11 protein-coding genes and 9 pseudogenes are annotated in these 19,438 nt (G+C 52.0%); 15 read left to right on the top strand and 5 right to left on the bottom strand.

Features of this window, described 5'->3' with window-relative positions:
- The first annotated feature begins 20 nt into the window (after positions 1–20).
- The 5 genes and pseudogenes from znuA to ACWWJF_RS21155 all read left to right on the top strand — a co-directional run.
- Positions 21–1,088 carry a zinc ABC transporter substrate-binding protein ZnuA gene (gene znuA / locus ACWWJF_RS21135; RefSeq protein WP_455871193.1) on the top strand — a complete coding sequence of 356 codons (1,068 nt, stop codon included), beginning with the start codon at positions 21–23 and terminating at the stop codon, positions 1,086–1,088.
- 12 nt (positions 1,089–1,100) lie between these two features.
- Positions 1,101–2,462 carry a murein DD-endopeptidase MepM gene (gene mepM / locus ACWWJF_RS21140; protein ID WP_455870497.1) on the top strand — a complete coding sequence of 454 codons (1,362 nt, stop codon included), beginning with the start codon at positions 1,101–1,103 and terminating at the stop codon, positions 2,460–2,462.
- Between the two features lie 140 nt (positions 2,463–2,602).
- The gene (lpxM, locus tag ACWWJF_RS21145; protein WP_455870498.1) at positions 2,603–3,574 is read left to right on the top strand and encodes a lauroyl-Kdo(2)-lipid IV(A) myristoyltransferase; all 972 of its coding nucleotides are present in this window, start codon (positions 2,603–2,605) and stop codon (positions 3,572–3,574) included.
- A gap of 335 nt (positions 3,575–3,909) precedes the next feature.
- Complete coding sequence (locus ACWWJF_RS21150) at positions 3,910–4,845, top strand: Tar ligand binding domain-containing protein (protein ID WP_455870499.1); 936 nt, start codon at positions 3,910–3,912, stop codon at positions 4,843–4,845.
- Positions 4,805–5,107 (top strand): annotated as a pseudogene (locus tag ACWWJF_RS21155) (methyl-accepting chemotaxis protein); the annotation flags it as partial. The gene ACWWJF_RS21150 and the pseudogene ACWWJF_RS21155, both read left to right, overlap by 41 nt.
- A 101-nt stretch (positions 5,108–5,208) precedes the next feature.
- Here ACWWJF_RS21155 and ACWWJF_RS21160 read toward each other — a convergent pair.
- Both ACWWJF_RS21160 and ACWWJF_RS21165 read right to left on the bottom strand, forming a co-directional pair.
- Positions 5,209–6,167, bottom strand: a pseudogene (locus ACWWJF_RS21160) (IS3 family transposase); the annotation flags it as partial.
- 60 nt (positions 6,168–6,227) lie between these two features.
- Positions 6,228–6,536: an IS4/Tn5 family transposase DNA-binding protein gene (locus ACWWJF_RS21165; RefSeq protein ID WP_455870500.1), complete on the bottom strand. Its 309-nt coding sequence runs from the start codon at positions 6,534–6,536 to the stop codon at positions 6,228–6,230.
- A 192-nt stretch (positions 6,537–6,728) separates the two neighbouring features.
- Between ACWWJF_RS21165 and ACWWJF_RS21170 the strand changes: the two genes are divergently transcribed.
- Positions 6,729–6,959 (top strand): DNA polymerase III subunit theta, encoded by a 231-nt coding sequence (locus ACWWJF_RS21170; RefSeq protein ID WP_455870501.1) that lies wholly within the window; start codon positions 6,729–6,731, stop codon positions 6,957–6,959.
- Positions 6,960–7,222: 263 nt separating this feature from the next.
- Here ACWWJF_RS21170 and ACWWJF_RS21175 read toward each other — a convergent pair.
- Positions 7,223–8,391, bottom strand: a protein-coding gene (locus tag ACWWJF_RS21175; protein WP_455868400.1) for an IS3 family transposase whose coding sequence is annotated in 2 segments (ribosomal slippage) — positions 7,223–8,136 and positions 8,136–8,391 — 1,170 coding nt in all. Because the reading frame shifts where the segments join, the coding sequence is not laid out codon by codon here.
- A gap of 164 nt (positions 8,392–8,555) precedes the next feature.
- Here ACWWJF_RS21175 and zwf point away from each other — a divergent pair.
- Together zwf and ACWWJF_RS21185 are read left to right on the top strand one after the other, a co-directional pair.
- Positions 8,556–10,031, top strand: a complete 1,476-nt coding sequence (gene zwf, locus ACWWJF_RS21180) for a glucose-6-phosphate dehydrogenase (RefSeq protein WP_455870502.1) — start codon at positions 8,556–8,558, stop codon at positions 10,029–10,031.
- Between the two features lie 178 nt (positions 10,032–10,209).
- A complete protein-coding gene (locus ACWWJF_RS21185; RefSeq protein ID WP_455870503.1) occupies positions 10,210–10,851 on the top strand; it encodes a bifunctional 4-hydroxy-2-oxoglutarate aldolase/2-dehydro-3-deoxy-phosphogluconate aldolase in 642 nt (213 codons plus the stop codon).
- A 59-nt stretch (positions 10,852–10,910) separates the two neighbouring features.
- On the opposite strand, the pseudogene ACWWJF_RS21190 reads toward ACWWJF_RS21185, so the two are convergent.
- Positions 10,911–11,312, bottom strand: a pseudogene (locus ACWWJF_RS21190) (ATP-grasp domain-containing protein); the annotation flags it as partial.
- A gap of 180 nt (positions 11,313–11,492) precedes the next feature.
- Positions 11,493–12,224: pseudogene (gene purT, locus ACWWJF_RS21195) on the bottom strand (formate-dependent phosphoribosylglycinamide formyltransferase); the annotation flags it as partial.
- Positions 12,225–12,640: 416 nt separating this feature from the next.
- Here purT and ACWWJF_RS21200 point away from each other — a divergent pair.
- The 7 genes and pseudogenes from ACWWJF_RS21200 to ACWWJF_RS21230 all read left to right on the top strand — a co-directional run.
- Positions 12,641–13,848, top strand: a protein-coding gene (locus ACWWJF_RS21200) for an IS3 family transposase (RefSeq protein ID WP_455871194.1) whose coding sequence is annotated in 2 segments (ribosomal slippage) — positions 12,641–12,962 and positions 12,962–13,848 — 1,209 coding nt in all. Because the reading frame shifts where the segments join, the coding sequence is not laid out codon by codon here.
- 38 nt (positions 13,849–13,886) lie between these two features.
- Positions 13,887–14,954 (top strand): annotated as a pseudogene (locus ACWWJF_RS21205) (IS4 family transposase); the annotation flags it as partial.
- A 133-nt stretch (positions 14,955–15,087) separates the two neighbouring features.
- Positions 15,088–16,129, top strand: a pseudogene (locus tag ACWWJF_RS21210) (IS481 family transposase).
- A gap of 350 nt (positions 16,130–16,479) precedes the next feature.
- Positions 16,480–16,986: a non-heme ferritin gene (gene ftnA / locus ACWWJF_RS21215; RefSeq protein WP_455870504.1), complete on the top strand. Its 507-nt coding sequence runs from the start codon at positions 16,480–16,482 to the stop codon at positions 16,984–16,986.
- A 104-nt stretch (positions 16,987–17,090) separates the two neighbouring features.
- Positions 17,091–17,507 (top strand): annotated as a pseudogene (locus ACWWJF_RS21220) (helix-turn-helix domain-containing protein); the annotation flags it as partial.
- 72 nt (positions 17,508–17,579) lie between these two features.
- A pseudogene (locus tag ACWWJF_RS21225) lies at positions 17,580–18,747 on the top strand (IS3 family transposase).
- A gap of 3 nt (positions 18,748–18,750) precedes the next feature.
- Positions 18,751–19,383, top strand: a pseudogene (locus tag ACWWJF_RS21230) (integrase core domain-containing protein); the annotation flags it as partial.
- Positions 19,384–19,438: the final 55 nt, after the last annotated feature.

The raw sequence follows: 19,438 nt of genomic DNA on the forward strand, positions 1-19,438 counted from the left end.
AAATGAATGAGAAAACACGCATGTCAGCCAGCTTCACACCGAAAAAATCGCCAAATGAACAAAAATTGAAAGCCCTATTTGTCGCGGGTGCACTATTCTTTGCGGGTATCACTGTTGAAAGTGCTCAGGCGGCGGTCGTTACTTTCGTTCGTCCTCTCGGGTTCATTGCGGCGGCCATCGCCGATGGGGTAACGCCAACGGAGGTGCTATTGCCTGATGGCGCATCGCCTCACGATTATGCCCTGCGCCCGAGCGATGTCCAGCGTTTACAGTCGGCAGAGCTGGTTATTTGGGTTGGGCCGGAAATGGAAGCGTTTTTAACCAAGCCGCTGGCATCCCCCCATTCCGCTGCCCCGCAGATTTCGTTGGCAGGCTTGCCAGCCATTCAGAACGCGCTGATAAAAGAGAGTGGACATCACGATGATGAGCATGCTGAAGCGGAAGAGCACGAGCATCATGACGCCGCAGATCATGATGACGCCGATCATCAACACGAGCATGGAAGTGCTGATGCTCACCACGACCACGGCGCAGATGAAGACGCTCATGAAGGGCATCACCATGGCGAGTACAATATGCACATTTGGCTGTCCCCAGAGATGGCAAAGCAGACTGCAATCGCAATTCATGCAAAATTATTGGAACTAATGCCACAAAAGAAAGACAAACTAGACGCGAATCTGCTTAATTTTACAGATCAACTCGCGCAGACAGAAGAAAAAGTTGTTAATATGCTGGCACCTGTCAAGGGGAAGGGCTACTTCGTTTTTCACGATGCCTATGACTATTTTGAGAAGCGTTTCGGGTTAAGCCCGCTAGGCTATTTCACTATCAACCCAGCCATTCAACCCGGTGCACAGCGTTTACACCAGATACGAAAACAACTGGTTGAGCAGAAGGCCGTATGTGTCTTTGCTGAGCCGCAATTCAGGCCAGCGGTTATCAACGCTATTGCCAAAGGAACAGATGTACGCATTGGCGTACTGGATCCATTGGGAAGCAACATTGCGCTAAGTAAGGGCAGTTATGCCGAGTTTCTGTTACAGCTGTCCGATCAGTATAGCCGCTGCCTGGAGAAGAGATCATGAGGATGCCGATAAGTGCAGCAGATAGTCCGAACTATCGCTATAGCGTATAACAACTTGCCGCGACCCCATCGCATAATGCTGGGGTCGTTGAGTGTCATCACCCTGACCGTCGCCGTTTGGCGGCCCGTTGTCTATCCCCCCGCTGATGATACGCCTGTTACCGTCAAAGAAGCCCCGATTAACACTGCACCCACACCCATTCAAACAGTTACGCAACCGCAGACGCTCGCGCATGAAGCCAGTGAGCCGATGGATAGCGAAAGCATTGAGCAACCGACGCCGCCAGTGGCGATTCCTGCGGATGAACTGAGTACTACCGGCAGTGATGACAGCAGCGTGCATGAGTATGTGGTGTCGACGGGGGATACGCTAAGCAGTATTTTAACCCAGTACGGCATAGATATGGTTGACGTGACACTGCTGGCTAATAAACACGACGACCTGCGTAATCTCAAAATCGGGCAGCAACTCTCTTGGGCGGTCAACGATGACGGTGAGTTGCAGAGCCTGACATGGCAGATTTCGCGCCGTGAAACCCGTATCTATGAGCGCGGTGATAACGGTTTTAAAGAACGCGTTGAGATGCAGAAAGGGGAGTGGCACAACCGCGTTATCAACGGTCGCCTGAGTGGCAGTTTTGTGCAGAGCGCCAAAGCGGCGGGGCTGACTGACAGTGAAGTCAGTGCGGTGATCAAAGCGCTGCAATGGCAGCTCGATTTCCGCAAACTGCGTAAAGACGATAATTTCTCAGTATTGCTGTCTCGGGAAATTCTTGATGGCCGCAGTGAGCAGAGCGAATTGATCGGTGTTCGTCTTAACACTGGCGATAAGGATTACTTTGCTATCCGCGCGGCAGACGGCAAGTTCTACGATCGGGAAGGCTCTGGGTTGACCCGTGGCTTCATGCGTTTCCCTACCATGAAGCAATTCCGCGTCTCTTCGAATTTTAATCCGCGTCGTCTCAATCCCGTCACCGGGCGCGTGACGCCGCACCGCGGTGTGGATTTCTCCATGCCGGTAGGAACTCCGGTGCTGTCGGTTGGCGATGGTGAGGTGGTGGCCGCATCGCGCGGGCCGGATACTGGCAACTTCGTTGAGATCCGCCACGGGCGCCAATATACCACGCGCTATATGCACTTAAATCGCCTGCTGGTTAAACCTGGGCAGAAAGTGAAACGCGGCGATCGTATTGCGCTCTCCGGCAATACCGGACGCTCAACTGGCCCACATTTACACTATGAGTTCTGGATCAACCACCAAGCGGTAAACCCGTTGACGGCGAAACTACCGCGCTCGGAAGGGTTGGCGGGTCAGGAGCGTCGCGAGTACCTGGCGCTGGTCAGAGAGGTGACTCCGCAGCTCAAGTTTGATTAATATCTGGCATTGTTAATTTTCAGCCGACAGCTTGCTGTCGGCTGTTTTATTTATACCCGTCATGCGTTTATAGGTAAGATGATTGCAAAACCTGAGCGGACAATTATCATTACCCTATGTTGTATATGAAGAGTTAAGGCATGAATACAGAGAAAAAAAATAGCGCCGAGTTTATTCCAGAGTTCAAACGCGAATTTTATCTACCGCGTTATTGGGGAGTCTGGCTAGCCGCAGGAGCCATGGCGGCAACCGTTTATGTACCCGCTCGCTGGCGCGACCCGGTGTTGGGACAGTTGGGCAAGCTGGTAGGACGGTTTGCCAAAGGCGCGAGAAGACGAGCCAGAATCAATCTGCTCTATTGTTTTCCTGAACTGTCCGAATCAAAGCGGGAAGCGATTATCGACAGAATGTTTGCTACCGCACCGCAGGCGATGGTGATGATGGCCGAGGTGGCGGTTCGTGGTCCGGCTTATGTGCAGAAAAAACTGCGCTGGCACGGTTGGGAAATCGTCGAAGCGCTTCAGCAGCAAGAGCGCAATATCATCTTTTTGGTGCCTCATGGGTGGGGCGTTGATATTCCCGCTATGCTGATCTCTGCCAAAGGCCAAAAAATTGCGGCAATGATGCATAATCAAAAAAATCCGCTGGTAGATTATCTGTGGAACAGCGCACGCCTTTGCACTAATGCCCGCGTTCATGCCCGAAATGATGGCATCAAGCCTTTTATAAGTTCAATTCGTAATGGTTACTGGGGCTATTATCTGCCCGATCAGGATCACGGTCCTGAACACAGCGAATTTGTTGATTTTTTTGCCACCTACAAAGCTACCTTACCCTCTATAGGTCGTTTGATGAAGGTCTGTAAAGCCTCCGTGGTACCGCTGTTTCCGGTGTATAACGCCGCGGAAGGGGTACTGGATGTGGTGATCCGTCCACCAATGGATGACTTACTTGAGGCGGATGACGTCCAGATTGCACGCCGGATGAATGAAGAAGTCGAGCAATTGGTCAGCCCGAACCCGGAGCAGTACACCTGGATTTTGAAGCTGTTGAAAACCCGCAAACCGGGTGAGACAGAACCCTACTGCCGGGACGATCTCTTTCGCGACTAAGTTGCTCTCTAGCCAATGCGGCAGTAACAGGCGCTAGCCTGTTACTGCGTATTCTGTATTACCCTCAGCTGTCTCTCTTAGTACCCACTGCTAAATTACATGTTTTTTTTAATTATAATAAAAATATTTTAACGTAACCCTCAAGTGTATCAATAACATGTCGATAACCTTAATGCATTGAGCGTTACACAACTATGGACAATCTCGGCCCGCAGGTAGACTTGCGCGGTTTCCACGCAAGGAAGCATGGATTTGGTTCACTTCGATGAACCCCTAATCATTACCTTTTCAGGGCAAATATTATGAATTTTATCCGCGATACCAAAATAAGGACCATGCTGGTGCTTATCCTGATCCTGTTTTCCTTGCTGTGGGTCGGTGTTTCGGCGTTCGTGCTCTACTCGCTTAGCCAGCTTAACGATGAAATTGATCTCACCAATGTACAGCAAATTAACGGCGACATTATTAATGGTGCCAGCGGTCAATATTACCGTGCGAAAAGCGCATTGGATCGCGCCGCTGAAGCGAAAACCAGCAACAACCCAACGTTACTCGCTACTGAATTGCGCACCGCAGAGGAAGAGTTGGCCCGTTTAAAACAGGGCCTGGACACTTTTAAGGTGACCGATCACGCCAATATCAATAACGCGACGGTGGATGAAATCTATAACAGCTCCTATCGGCTGTATAGTCAGGCCATGGTTCCGATGTATGAGGCGTTGAAAGCCGATCGTGCGGATACCTTTCAACAGATCTCCAGCGGCGCTTATCGCGAACTGCGTCGTGATTTCACGACGGCTATCGACAAATACAACGCGGTTATTGCTGATTTAAAAGAGCAGGCACAGAAGCGCATTAGCGGTTGGGTGGAATGGTGCAAACGTATCCTGATTGCCGCGCTGACCGTAGGCGCGGTAATTGTGGTGTTGACCGATCGCTATCTGGCGGCGTTCGTGGTTCGTCCGTTGGAGCGCATTCAGCAGCACCTGGAAGTATTAGCTGAGGGCATTTTGCATACGCCTTTGGAGCAGATGGGGAAGAACTGTGTTGGCAGGTTGGCTCCTTTCGTTCAGCAAATGCAGAACAACTGGGTGAAGACCGTATCGGATATTCGCGGTAGTGCAGAAGAAATTTACCGCAGCGCCGGGGAAATTGCGTCGGGTAACACCGATCTTTCATCGCGCACCGAAGAGCAGGCAGGCATCAGCCTTAGAGCCGACTGCTGCCAGCATGGAGCAGTTGAGCGCAGTGGTGAAACAAAATGCGGATAACGCCAATCAGGCTAGTCTGGTTGCGAAGAACGCTTCACAGACCGCAAATGAAGGCGGTGATATCGTTAACGGCGTGATCAAAACCATGAGTACGATCAGCAGCAGCTCGCAAAAAATTGCCGATATCATTTCCGTGATTAACGGCATTGCCTTTCAGACCAACATTCTGGCGCTGAATGGGGCCGTTGAAGCCGCACGTGCAGGTGAACAAGGGCGAGGTTTTGCCGTACTGGCAGGAGAGGTACGTAACCTGGCTCAGCGTAGCGCTCAGGTGGCAAAAGAAATTGAAACGCTGATCGATGAATCCGTCAATAATGTCAAAATTGGCTCGGATCAGGTGGCCAGTATCAGTGTGCCACTACACTTCCGCGTTTCATGCGCTGTGTACGCTGAACCATTATCCGTCAGCCATTGCACTGGTTTATCCGGCAGCGCGCTACCGAAGCGTTTTTCCACCGACCTCAGCATCACATCCTGCACGGTTGAACTGTCATAACCCCTGGTGCTCGCTGCCCAGTCTATGGCCTCCCGGTCGCAGCAGTCCAGTGCGAACGTCACCCGCAGCTTCTCGCCGTTGTCACAACCGAACTCGAAGCCATCTGAGCACCAGCGCATATCGCTCTCTGCTACCGCGATTTTGCCTTTATGCTCCCGCTTCGGACGTTCAGTTTTATCATGCAACAACAGCAGGTTATGCTCGCTCATTATCCTGTAAAGCCGTTTGGCGTTCACCGGTGGAAGTCCCTCTGCACGACGTTGCTTACGCAGGATACCCCACACTCGGCGGTAACCGTAACTGGGCATGTCGCTGATGATACGGAGGATGTCCGATAATATCTCAGCATCAGCTTCGTCATTACGCCGGTTGCTGCGCCTGTCCAGCCAGTCGGCAGAACGGTTAACCCGCAGTGACAGCTGCGCACGCGACACGCTCATGGCGCGGCTGACCAGAGCTATTCCCCGTCCTTTGGCAACAAGGGCGCGTGCGCTATCCATTTTCGCGACTGGCGGTACTCCACTGCTTCTTTGAGGATCTCAACTTCCATCGTCTTCTTACCCAGAAGGCGCTGTAGCTCCCGGACCTGCTTGAGGGCAGTCGCCAGCGCCGAAGCTGGAACCACTTCTTCTGCGGCCGCAACGGCGGTGAGGCTTCCTTCCTGGTATTGCTTCTTCCACTTAAACAAAAGGCTGGGCTGGATGCCATGCAGGCGGGCTACATGGGAGACGTTCATCCCCGGCTCCATTGTCTGCTGAATGATGGCGATTTTCTCTTGCGGAGTTTTACGCTTACGGACTTCTTGCCCTAACAGGATCCCGGTCATTTCAAAATTAGCATGATTGTTAGACATATATCTAAGCCTATCTCTTATCTGGAGATACAGCTACTGTCTGGTGTTACAGGGGGCTACATCAGTGTCTTGGATACACAGCACAACCTCGTGTTCTCGGATCCTTTCCTGCGTACGCTGCCAGTGAGGTTGCAGAATGTCTCGCCATTCGAATGCTTGGTTCTCCATGAAGCGGTAAGCACCCAGCGTCTCAGACCATCCGAGGCACGCATGCGGAATGCTGGCTTGCGGATTCTCAGCCAGCCGTATCAAAAGCCCTTTGGCACGCTTATTGAGCCTCGTGTCACCAAGATTTACCCCTTCCAGTTCTTGGTGTGCCCAGCCATCTGAATCCCGTGTCATTTTTCAGCGCCGTAAATGGCGATAGTACACGTCGGTTTCACTTCATTTACAACCCCACCGGCTGCCTATTTCAGCCCGCTAACCCTTGGCATATAAGGCGTTGCGGACTTGTGTATAACGAGGTGACGTATGCCCGGCAGGCAAAAAAAATGCTATCATGCACGCTCACTGGCGGCCCTGAGGATAAGAACAATGGCGTATAATCTGGCTAACCTTCCTGCGCAAGAGATGGACAAAGTGAATGTTGATCTCGCAGCCTCTGGCGTGGCGTTCAAAGAACGGTACAACATGCCAGTCATTCCAGAAGTGGTTGAAAGAGAGCAACCGGAGCATCTGCGTGACTATTTTCGTGAACGCATCGCGTTCTACCGCCAACGTTCGTTGCAGTTCTCCCACCTCCCCTACGAACCCAAGGCAAAATAGCCTGGAATCTGCTGTCCAAAACACTTTTTTCGCTTGTATGTTATGCTCAACAGGTGGTTAATGGTAGGGCAAACCACCTTTTACCGAGAGAGGCAAATCAAATGAGTAAAGGCATGAACAGCAAAAAAAACAGCAAGAAAAAACCGTTGAAAACCGCAGCAGAAAAACGAGCGGATAAACGGTCCAAACGCGCTCAGCAAACAGATACGGTGAGTTGATGCTTTAGTTGTATTAGTCGCGACTTGATCTGACACTTGTAGTGGTCAACTAATATTGGCCACCGCATTAGACTGTATGTAGAACAGTCGCTCAGATTCGTTTGGAGTTAAGCCGCCGTTATACCAGTGAGGCCGGATAGCGCTGTAATACCCCGTGATGTAGCGGATAATCGCGTCCTGGGCTTCGCTGAAGCTGTTGTAACCCTTTGTCGGCACCCATTCTGTCTTCAGGCTGCGGAAGAACCGCTCCATTGGCGCATTATCCCAGCAGTTACCCCGCCGACTCATACTCTGCTTTATCCGGCAGCGCCACAGGGCTTGCCGGTATTGACGGCTGGTATAGTGGCTGCCCTGGTCGCTGTGGAACATGACTCCTGTTGGTTGTCCCCGGAGTTCCCAGGCCATCTGCAACGCTTTAACTGTCAGCGCCGAGTCCGGCGACGTCGACATGGCCCAGCCCACCGGTTTGCGGGCGAACAGGTCTAGCACCACCGCAAGGTAAGCCCAGCATTTGCCCGTCCAGATGTAGGTCACATCGCCGCACCAGACCTGATCCGGCGCGGTAACCGCGAACTGGCGGTTGAGATAGTTCGGTATTTCAACGTGTTCATTGCCGCCGCGTTTGTATTTGTGAGCCGGTCGCTGGCAGCTGGCGATACCCAGCTCCTTCATCAGCTTGCCAGCCAGCCAGCGCCCCATTTTGACACCGGAGCTGCCGGTGACGATGGTCGCGATACTTCGAGCGCCGGCAGAGCCGCCGCTGGCGTTCCAGGCTTCCATGACGCGACTACACTTAACCACGCGCTCACCGTCGGGTTCATTAGCGGAAGCCTGCCAGTGCCTGTAGCTGCTGCGATGTACCTCAAAAGTTTGGCACAACGCCGTGACCGGGTATCGCGCCCTCAGCCTGTCGACTACCGTGAACCGTTGAGTGAGTCCGACATTAAGAGCGCCGTAGCCTTTTTTAGGATTTCGTTCTCCATTTCAAGGCATTGGACTTTTTTCTTCATCTCACGCAGCTCGAGCTGTTCAGGGGTAAGAGGAAGTCCCGTTGGCGTTTTTCCCTGTCGTTCAAGGCGAAGCTTATTGACCCAGCGACTAATGGCAGAATGGCTGACATTAACCGCCTCTGCGGCCTTAACGTATGTGTAGCCGTGGTCGACAACCAGCTTTGCGGCTTCGAGCTTAAATTCCGCCGTAAAATGTTTACCCATGAGGTCACCTGTCGTGTTGATGAGGTGAGCATATCACCTCCGATCAGGTGGCCAGTATCAGTGTGCCACTACACCACTACAATTGACGGGTTTACGGGTCCTAGTCAAAAAGAGTACATTATTGCTGTAATAAAATTACAGCATCCTGCAACGAGGAGATGAACATGGCGGTAACTTCAACAGCCCAGGCGTGTGATCTGGTTATTTTCGGTGCGAAAGGCGATTTGGCGCGCCGAAAATTGCTGCCGTCTCTGTATCAATTGGAAAAAGCCGGTCACATTCACCCGGACACGCGCATCATCGGCGTGGGACGAGCAGAGTGGGATAAGGAAAAATATGTCAGCGTAGTCCGCGAAGCATTAGACACCTTCATGAAGGAGCCTATCGATGACGGACTGTGGCAAACGCTGAGCGGTCGGCTGGATTTTTGCAATCTCGATGTACAGGATACTGCCGGTTTCAAACGTCTGAGCAAAATGCTCGATCAAAAGAACCGTACCACCATCAACTATTTCGCCATGCCGCCCAGCACTTTCGGCGCAATTTGTCGCGGGTTGGGTGAAGCGGGGCTTAACAAGTCGCCGTCGCGCGTGGTGATGGAAAAACCGCTGGGCTCCGATCTGGCTTCTTCTCGCGAGATCAACAATCAGGTAGCCGAATATTTCGACGAGTGTCAGGTGTACCGCATCGACCATTATCTGGGTAAAGAGACGGTACTCAACCTATTGGCGCTGCGTTTTGCCAACTCGCTGTTCTCTGCCAACTGGGATCACCGCACCATCGACCACGTGCAGATCACCGTAGCGGAGGAGGTAGGCATTGAGGGGCGTTGGGGCTATTTCGACCAGGCTGGGCAGATGCGCGACATGATCCAGAACCATCTGTTGCAGATCCTGACCATGATCGCGATGTCCCCGCCGTCGGATCTGAGCACCGACCGGATTCGTGACGAAAAAGTGAAAGTGTTGCGTTCACTGCGCCGCATCGATCGTTCCAACGTGCATGAAACCACGGTGCGCGGCCAGTATACCGGCGGTTTTGTTCAGGGCCATAAAGTGCCAGGCTATCTGGAAGAAGAGGGTGCCAACAAAAGCAGCAACACCGAGACGTTCGTTGCGATCCGCGTGGATATTGATGACTGGCGTTGGGCGGGTGTGCCGTTCTATCTGCGCACAGGCAAGCGTTTGCCAACCAAGTGTTCGGAAGTGGTGGTTTATTTCAAAAATCCGGCGTTGAACCTGTTCCACGATTCTTACCAGCAACTGCCGCAGAATAAATTGATCATCCGCTTGCAGCCCGATGAAGGCGTTGAAATTCAAATTTTGAACAAAATTCCCGGGTTGGAACATAAACACCGTCTGCAAATCGTGAAGCTAGACTTGAGCTTCTCTGAAACCTTTAATCAGCAGCATTTGGCCGATGCCTACGAACGTCTGTTGCTGGAAACCATGCGCGGTATTCAGGCCCTGTTCGTGCGTCGTGATGAGACAGAAGAGGCCTGGAAATGGGTGGACTCCATCATGGAAGCCTGGGCGATGGACAACGATGCGCCGAAACCGTATCAGGCAGGCACCTGGGGGCCGGTGGCCTCTGTCGCCATGATCACCCGGGATGGCCGTTCCTGGAACGAAGTGGAATAAGCGATTGGCTGCTGCCGTACGGGTTACGTGCGGCAGTGCCCGGTAATCGATGGAATTTTTGTTTGTAATGTTTGACTAAAACTCGGTGCGGTCGGACGTCTGCTTTTGGCAGATCCCTGTGGCAGGGGCGCGCTATATGACTAATGATGCCTCCGGGCATGACAGTAGATGATGACGAATGAAAAACTGGAAAACGAGCGCAGAGCAAATTTTGACCACGGGTCCTGTGGTTCCAGTCATTGTAGTGAACAAACTGGAACACGCAGTACCGATGGCGAAAGCCCTGGTAGCGGGTGGCGTTCGAGTTCTGGAAGTCACGTTGCGTACCGACTGCGCAGTAGACGCGATCCGTGCCATTGCCAAAGAAATACCTGACGCGATTGTCGGTGCTGGCACAGTAACCAATCCGCAGCAGTTGGCGGATGTGATTGCTGCTGGCGCACAGTTCGCTATCAGCCCCAGCTTGACAGAGCCGTTACTGAAAGCTGCCTTGGAAGGTCCGATTGCGTTGATTCCGGGTATCAGCACCGTTTCTGAACTGATGCTGGGTATGGACTACGGTTTGCGTGAGTTCAAATTCTTCCCGGCGGAAGCGAACGGCGGCGTAAAAGCGCTGCAAGCGATTGCAGGTCCGTTCTCCCAGATCCGCTTCTGCCCGACTGGTGGTATCTCACTGAAAAACTACCGTGACTATCTGGCACTGAAAAGCGTGCTGTGCGTGGGCGGCTCCTGGCTGGTGCCAAACGATGCGCTGGAAAGCGGCGACTACGCACGCATTACCGAACTGGCACGCGAAGCGGTTGCAGGCGCTACAGCCTAAAACGTGATTACTACAAAAAAGCCACGCATTGCGTGGCTTTTTTTGAGGGGAGGAGGTGGTTATCCGGTCACTTTTACTGCACTGGCGACTGAGACTGCCAACCCCACTGCATCATCGATATTATCAGCCACGGCCAGCGCCACACCCATTCGGCGCTTACCTTCGATATTCGGTTTGGCGAAGAGGCGAATTTGCGTACCGGGGCGCAGAGCATGTTCTAATCCACTGTAGCTGACGTTATCGCTCACCAACTCAGGCAAGATAACGGCAGAAGCGGCAGGTCCATATTGACGTACTGCACCGACAGGCAAACCTAAAAAAGCGCGTACGTGAAGAGCAAACTCGGAAAGATCTTGCGAGATCAGCGTGACCATGCCGGTATCATGTGGGCGCGGTGACACTTCGCTGAAGATAACCTCATCGCCGCACACAAACAGCTCTACGCCAAACAGGCCATAACCCATATCGTTATACACATCTTTCTAACGCACTGTTTAATCAATGAGTTACGGGTTTATCTCAGAGTGGCATTTTGAACCTCAAAAAGCCAATGGGATGGCTTGAATGCCTTAATTCACGGGGTTCTGAGCATCCTGTTCAAAAAATGGCCAAAAGATGTGTATAACGATATGGCCATAACCCCCCAGTGCACTGACCACATCGCGGGCTATCTGCTGCGCACGCGCCAGAGCCCGTTCGCTCATCTGCTGAGGCTGCCATGACTCGCGATAGTCGCCGTCCTCCTGATGGTGGCCGATGGGCGCGCAGAAGTGGATACCGTCACTGGCGCTGACCGTTAATAACGTGATTTCGAAATCAAAGTTTACCAGACCTTCCACGATGACCTTACCGCCGCCCGCACGTCCACCTTCTTGTGCGTATTTCCAAGCCTGATCCCGTTGTTCTTCACAACGGATCAAACTTTGTCCTTTACCTGATGAACTCATGACCGGCTTAACGATGCAGGGGTAACCGATTTCGGCAATGGCCTGTTTGAACGTGTCTTCGCTGGCGGCAAAACGGTAGGACGAAGTGGGCAAACTCAGCGTTTCTGCCGCCAGACGACGAATGCCCTCGCGGTTCATGGTCAGACGCGTGGCCTTGGCACAGGGCACCACATGGTGGCCTTCCTGCTCTAACGTCTCCAGCATGTCGGTGGCAATGGCTTCAATTTCCGGCACAATGTAATCGGGACGCTCAAGTTCGATAACAGCACGCAATGCTGCACCATCCAGCATGTTAATGACGTGGCTGCGGTGAGCGATATGCATGGCGGGAGCATTGGTATAGCGATCGACACCAATCACCTCAACGCCCAGCCGCTGGCACTCTATCGCCACTTCTTTACCCAGTTCTCCGCAACCTAATAACATGACGCGCGTAGCGCTGTTCCAACCGTTAACATTATGCTTTCCCGCTCTGTATTGACATGGCGCGCAGTATAAAGGAAAACGTTTGCTTACGCATCAGCGACGAGGATATCAGAGACAGCAAACCATACACACAAACAGCACCGCTTGGCTTTCTCAGAGAATCGTGCCACGATTTTCTTTCCAGAAAACAGGATGGCACGCAATGAAAGCACCTCAGTCAGAAAAACGTCCGTATCCCCTCACGACCCACGGTGATACACGCATTGATAATTACTACTGGCTACGTGACGATGCGCGGGAAGATCCGGTCGAATTGTCGTATCTGTGATGTAGCCCCCTGTAACAGCAGACAGTAGCTGTATCTCCAGATAAGAGATAGGCTTAGATATATGTCTAACAATCATGCTAATTTTGAAATGACCGGGATCCTGTTAGGGCAAGAAGTCCGTAAGCGTAAAACTCCGCAAGAGAAAATCGCCATCATTCAGCAGACAATGGAGCCGGGGATGAACGTCTCCCATGTAGCCCGCCTGCATGGCATCCAGCGCAGCCTTTTGTTTAAGTGGAAGAAGCAATACCAGGAAGGAAGCCTCACCGCCGTTGCGGCCGGAGAAGAAGTGGTTCCAGCTTCGGCGCTGGCGACTGCCCTCAAGCAGGTCCGGGAGCTACAGCGCCTTCTGGGTAAGAAGACGATGGAAGTTGAGATCCTCAAAGAAGCAGTGGAGTACCGCCAGTCGCGAAAATGGATAGCGCACGCGCCCTTGTTGCCAAAGGACGGGGAATAGCTCTGGTCAGCCGCGCCATGAGCGTGTCGCGTGCGCAGCTGTCACTGCGGGTTAACCGTTCTGCCGACTGGCTGGACAGGCGCAGCAACCGGCGTAATGACGAAGCTGATGCTGAGATATTATCGGACATCCTCCGTATCATCAGCGACATGCCCAGTTACGGTTACCGCCGAGTGTGGGGTATCCTGCGTAAGCAACGTCGTGCAGAGGGACTTCCACCGGTGAACGCCAAACGGCTTTACAGGATAATGAGCGAGCATAACCTGCTGTTGTTGCATGATAAAACTGAACGTCCGAAGCGGGAGCATAAAGGCAAAATCGCGGTAGCAGAGAGCGATATGCGCTGGTGCTCAGATGGCTTCGAGTTCGGTTGTGACAACGGCGAGAAGCTGCGGGTGACGTTCGCACTGGACTGCTGCGACCGGGAGGCCATAGACTGGGCAGCGAGCACCAGGGGTTATGACAGTTCAACCGTGCAGGATGTGATGCTGAGGTCGGTGGAAAAACGCTTCGGTAGCGCGCTGCCGGATAAACCAGTGCAATGGCTGACGGATAATGGTTCAGCGTACACAGCGCATGAAACGCGGAAGTTCGCCAGAGAACTGAATCTGGAGCCCTGCACAACAGCAGTGAGCAGTCCACAGAGTAACGGCATGGCAGAACGGTTCGTGAAGACGATGAAGGAAGATTACATCGCCTTCATGCCAAAACCCGATGTGCGAACAGAGCTGAAGAATCTTGCAGCGGCGTTCAATCATTACAATGAAAACCATCCGCACAGTGCGCTGGGATACAACTCCCCAAGAGAATATCGGCGCCAGCGGGCATCGTTAACTTAAGATACAAAAGCTGTCCGGAGATGGTGGGTCAAGATCAGTGTATCCAAGACACTACCGAGCTTGACTTCAACGGGCAGCAAATCCAAGGCTTGGGTCCCTTGAACTACGAAGCCAGGCGTGGTCTGTACCTGCATCCGACCTACGCGGTCAGTCCGGATCGCGTGGGGTTGGGCGTACTGGATGCGTGGATGTGGGCAAGAGAGCCGAAGGATGCAGACGGAAAACGCGATGGGCTCAAGGAGAGTACGCGCTGGCTCGAGGGATACGAGCGAGTTGCTGAACTTGCCTCGGAGTTGCCAAACACACGTCTGGTGTACTTAGCCGATCGCGAAGCGGATATCAAGGCGTTGATGCAGCTCGCTGATGACCTTGGCACTCCGGCTCACTGGTTGATCCGCTCGACTCATAATCGCAGTCTGGACTGTAATGAGAAGCTTTGGCAGAAGGTTGGAAAGACCGTGCCGGTGGGAGAAATCCAATTCGTTATGGCGGCTCGCGCGGGGCAGAAGGCGCGTACGGTGAAACAGGCGCTGCGCGTGAAGCGAGTGTCGCTGCGTTGCGGGTTGGCAGTGACTTGTGTGATAGCCAAGGAAATTGAGCCGCCAGCAGGCGTGAAGCCGGTCGAGTGGCGGTTGCTGAGTAATCGCGTACCTGAAGGACGAGAAGATATCGTGGAGCTGATCGACTGGTATCGGGCTAGATGGGAAATCGAGATGTTCTTCAATGTGCTGAAGAACGGCTGCTGTGTCGAAGCGTTACAGTTATCGACCGTGGATCGCATTGAGCGGGCATTGGCGCTGTTCATGATCGTGGCATGGCGCATCGCCTATTTAATGCGTATGGGACGAACCTGTCCAGAGCTGGACGCAATGTTGTTCTTTGATTCCGACGAGACTCATGGCGCTTACCTACTGATGAACAAGCGTATGCCCAAGGGCCGCCCTAAGCTAAACGAAGTATTGCGCTTCGTTGCGCAACTGGGAGGCTTTCTTGCTCGAAAAGGCGACGGTGAACCAGGCGCAAAAACTATCTGGAAAGGCTTGCAGAAAGTCATGACGGTCGCCGAAACGCTACGCGCGCTCAGGCACGAACAGAGATGTGTATAACGAGGTGGGCATACGTGGGTATTGCTTCATGTGTATTAGTCGCGACTTGATCTGACACTGGACCTTGAAAGGTTGAGAGTTACCGGTTTTGATATGGGTGTCGAATCCTTATACAAAACACGAGGTAACTCTCATGCTTCATACTAACAATCCCATCATCAAACACAAAGCCGGCCTGCTCAATCTCGCCGAAGAACTCGGTAACGTATCAAAAGCCTGTAAAATCATGGGTGTGTCACGCGACACGTTTTATCGCTATCAGGAACTGGCGGCAGAAGGCGGCATTGACGCTCTGGTTAACCAAAACCGCCGGGTTCCCAACCTGAAAAACCGTGCTGATGAAGCCACTGAACGTGCGGTTGTTGATTACGCCATTGAGTTCCCGGCTCATGGCCAGCACCGGACCAGTAATGAGCTGCGTAAAAAAGGGCGTCTTCATTTCTGGCAGCGGTGTGCGCTCCATCTGGCAACGACACGATCTGGAAAACTTTCGTAAGCGCCTGAAGGCACTTGAGGAAAAAGTTGCCAGAGAAGGCATCGTACTTACTGATGCTCAAATCGCTGCACTGGAGAAGAAGGCGCACGACGACGAAGCCTGTGGTGAAATAGAGACTGCTCACCCGGGTTATCTGGGGTCGCAGGACACCTTCTACATGGGTAATCTGAAAGGTGTTGGCCGTATCTACCAGCAGACGTTCGTGGATACGTACTCGAAAGTGGCGCACTGCAAGCTTTACACGAGTAAAGCACCGATCTCTGCCGCCGACCTGCTCAATGATCGCGTGCTGCCGTTCTACGAAGCTCAGGGGCTGCCAATGCTAAGAATACTGACGGACAGGGGGACGGAGTACTGCGGTAAAGTGGAACAACATGACTATCAGCTGTACTTGGCTATCAACGATATAGACCATACGAAAACGAAAGCGATGTCTCCGCAGACAAACGGTATCTGCGAGCGCTTCCATAAAACTATTTTGCAGGATTTTTATCAGGTTGCGTTCCGTAAGAAGTTATACGAGGACCTAGAAAGTCTACAAAAGGATCTGGACAACTGGTTGTGGCATTACAATAATGAGCGAACTCATCAGGGTAAAATGTGCTGCGGGCGTACGCCAATGGCCACGTTACTTGATGGTAAACGAGTCTGGGCAGAAAAAAATCTGAACCAGATTTAATCTGACAGACACCTGTATAAATAACCGGTAACTGTCAGATCAGGTCTGAGCTAATACACTTCATGATCTGATGCTAAAAAAGAATGATTATTCTTTAGGTTATTAAATCGACGTGGCGTTTTTTATAAATATCCTGAGGTACGTTGAAATGAAATAAAAACCATTCTCAAATAGATGCGTTAAATAACCATTTCATGAAATTGAAAATCGTTATCAATTATTTTATGTTGATGATTAATAATGATTTATTTTTTATGTTAATTATATTTATAATAAAATGTTTTTTATTTTTTAACAGCAAGGCATAATGGGAAAAAATTGACTCACCTGCCAACCAGAGGGAATAAAAGATGCTTAAAAAAGAGATGATTCAACAATTAAACGATCAGCTAAACCTGGAATTCTATTCTGCTAATTTATACCTGCAAATGAGCGCATGGTGTGGTGATAAAGGGTTTGAGGGTGCGTCAGCATTCCTGAAGACACATTCTCAAGAAGAGATGGAGCATATGCAACGCCTCTTCAATTATTTAGATGATACCGGCAGCATGCCAATACTGGGGACCATCGCCGCACCGCCGGTTGATTTCGCCTCTCTGGCTGACGTGTTTGAACAAACCTATGAGCATGAGCAATTAATTACGCGAAAAATCAATGAGCTGGCTCATGCAGCAATGACGCAGCAGGATTATTCAACGTTCAACTTTTTACAATGGTATGTTGCTGAGCAACATGAAGAAGAGAAATTGTTTAAATCCATTCTCGACAAGTTGGCATTGGTGAGTACCGCGCAAGGGGGTCTGTTCTTTATCGATCAAGACCTGAAGAAAATGACGAGCGCACCGACTCAACAGTAATGTGTATTAGTCGCGACTTGATCTGACACTGGACCTTGAAAGGTTGAGAGTTACCGGTTTTGATATGGGTGTCGAATACTTATACAAAACACGAGGTAACTCTCATGCTTCATACTAACAATCCCATCATCAAACACAAAGCCGGCCTGCTCAATCTCGCCGAAGAACTCGGTAACGTATCAAAAGCCTGTAAAATCATGGGGGTGTCACGCGACACGTTTTATCGCTATCAGGAACTGGCGGCAGAAGGCGGCATTGACGCTCTGGTTAACCAAAACCGCCGGGTTCCCAACCTGAAAAACCGTGCTGATGAAGCCACTGAACGTGCGGTTGTTGATTACGCCATTGAGTTCCCGGCTCATGGCCAGCACCGGACCAGTAATGAGCTGCGTAAAAAAGGCGTCTTCATTTCTGGCAGCGGTGTGCGCTCCATCTGGCAACGACACGATCTGGAAAACTTTCGTAAGCGCCTGAAGGCACTTGAGGAAAAAGTTGCCAGAGAAGGCATCGTACTTACTGATGTAGTGGCACACTGATACTGGCCACCTGATCGGAGGTGATATGCTCACCTCATCAACACGACAGGTGACCTCATGGGTAAACATTTTACGGCGGAATTTAAGCTCGAAGCCGCAAAGCTGGTTGTCGACCACGGCTACACATACGTTAAGGCCGCAGAGGCGGTTAATGTCAGCCATTCTGCCATTAGTCGCTGGGTCAATAAGCTTCGCCTTGAACGACAGGGAAAAACGCCAACGGGACTTCCTCTTACCCCTGAACAGCTCGAGCTGCGTGAGATGAAGAAAAAAGTCCAATGCCTTGAAATGGAGAACGAAATCCTAAAAAAGGCTACGGCGCTCTTAATGTCGGACTCACTCAACGGTTCACGGTAGTCGACAGGCTGAGGGCGCGATACCCGGTCACGGCGTTGTGCCAAACTTTTGAGGTACATCGCAGCAGCTACAGGCACTGGCAGGCTTCCGCTAATGAACCCGACGGTGAGCGCGTGGTTAAGTGTAGCCGCGTCATGGAAGCCTGGAACGCCAGCGGCGGCTCTGCCGGCGCTCGAAGTATCGCGACCATCGTCACCGGCAGCTCCGGTGTCAAAATGGGGCGCTGGCTGGCTGGCAAGCTGATGAAGGAGCTGGGTATCGCCGCTGCCAGCGACCGGCTCACAAATACAAACGCGGCGGCAATGAACACGTTGAAATACCGAACTATCTCAACCGCCAGTTCGCGGTTACCGCGCCGGATCAGGTCTGGTGCGGCGATGTGACCTACATCTGGACGGGCAAATGCTGGGCTTACCTTGCGGTGGTGCTAGATCTGTTCGCCCGCAAACCGGTGGGCTGGGCCATGTCGACGTCGCCGGACTCGGCGCTGACAGTTAAAGCGTTGCAGATGGCCTGGGAACTCCGGGGACAACCAACAGGAGTCATGTTCCACAGCGACCAGGGCAGCCACTATACCAGCCGTCAATACCGGCAAGCCCTGTGGCGCTGCCGGATAAAGCAGAGTATGAGTCGGCGGGGTAACTGCTGGGATAATGCGCCAATGGAGCGGTTCTTCCGCAGCCTGAAGACAGAATGGGTGCCGACAAAGGGTTACAACAGCTTCAGCGAAGCCCAGGACGCGATTATCCGCTACATCACGGGGTATTACAGCGCTATCCGGCCTCACTGGTATAACGGCGGCTTAACTCCAAACGAATCTGAGCGACTGTTCTACATACAGTCTAATGCGGTGGCCAATATTAGTTGACCACTACATGATGCTCAAATCGCTGCACTGGAGAAGAAGGCGCACGACGACGAAGCCTGTGGTGAAATAGAGACTGCTCACCCGGGTTATCTGGGGTCGCAGGACACCTTCTACGTGGGTAATCTGAAAGGTGTTGGCCGTATCTACCAGCAGACGTTCGTGGATACGTACTCGAAAGTGGCGCACTGCAAGCTTTACACGAGTAAAGCACCGATCTCTGCCGCCGACCTGCTCAATGATCGCGTGCTGCCGTTCTACGAAGCTCAGGGGCTGCCAATGCTAAGAATACTGACGGACAGGGGGACGGAATACTGCGGTAAAGTGGAACAACATGACTATCAGCTGTACTTGGCTATCAACGATATAGACCATACGAAAACGAAAGCGATGTCTCCGCAGACAAACGGTATCTGCGAGCGCTTCCATAAAACTATTTTGCAGGATTTTTATCAGGTTGCGTTCCGTAAGAAGTTATACGAGGACCTAGAAAGTCTACAAAAGGATCTGGACAACTGGTTGTGGCATTACAATAATGAGCGAACTCATCAGGGTAAAATGTGCTGCGGGCGTACGCCAATGGCCACGTTACTTGATGGTAAACGAGTCTGGGCAGAAAAAAATCTGAACCAGATTTAATCTGACAGACACCTGTATAAATAACCGGTAACTGTCAGATCAGGTCTGAGCTAAT

Source organism: Symbiopectobacterium sp. Eva_TO, assembly GCF_053848865.1.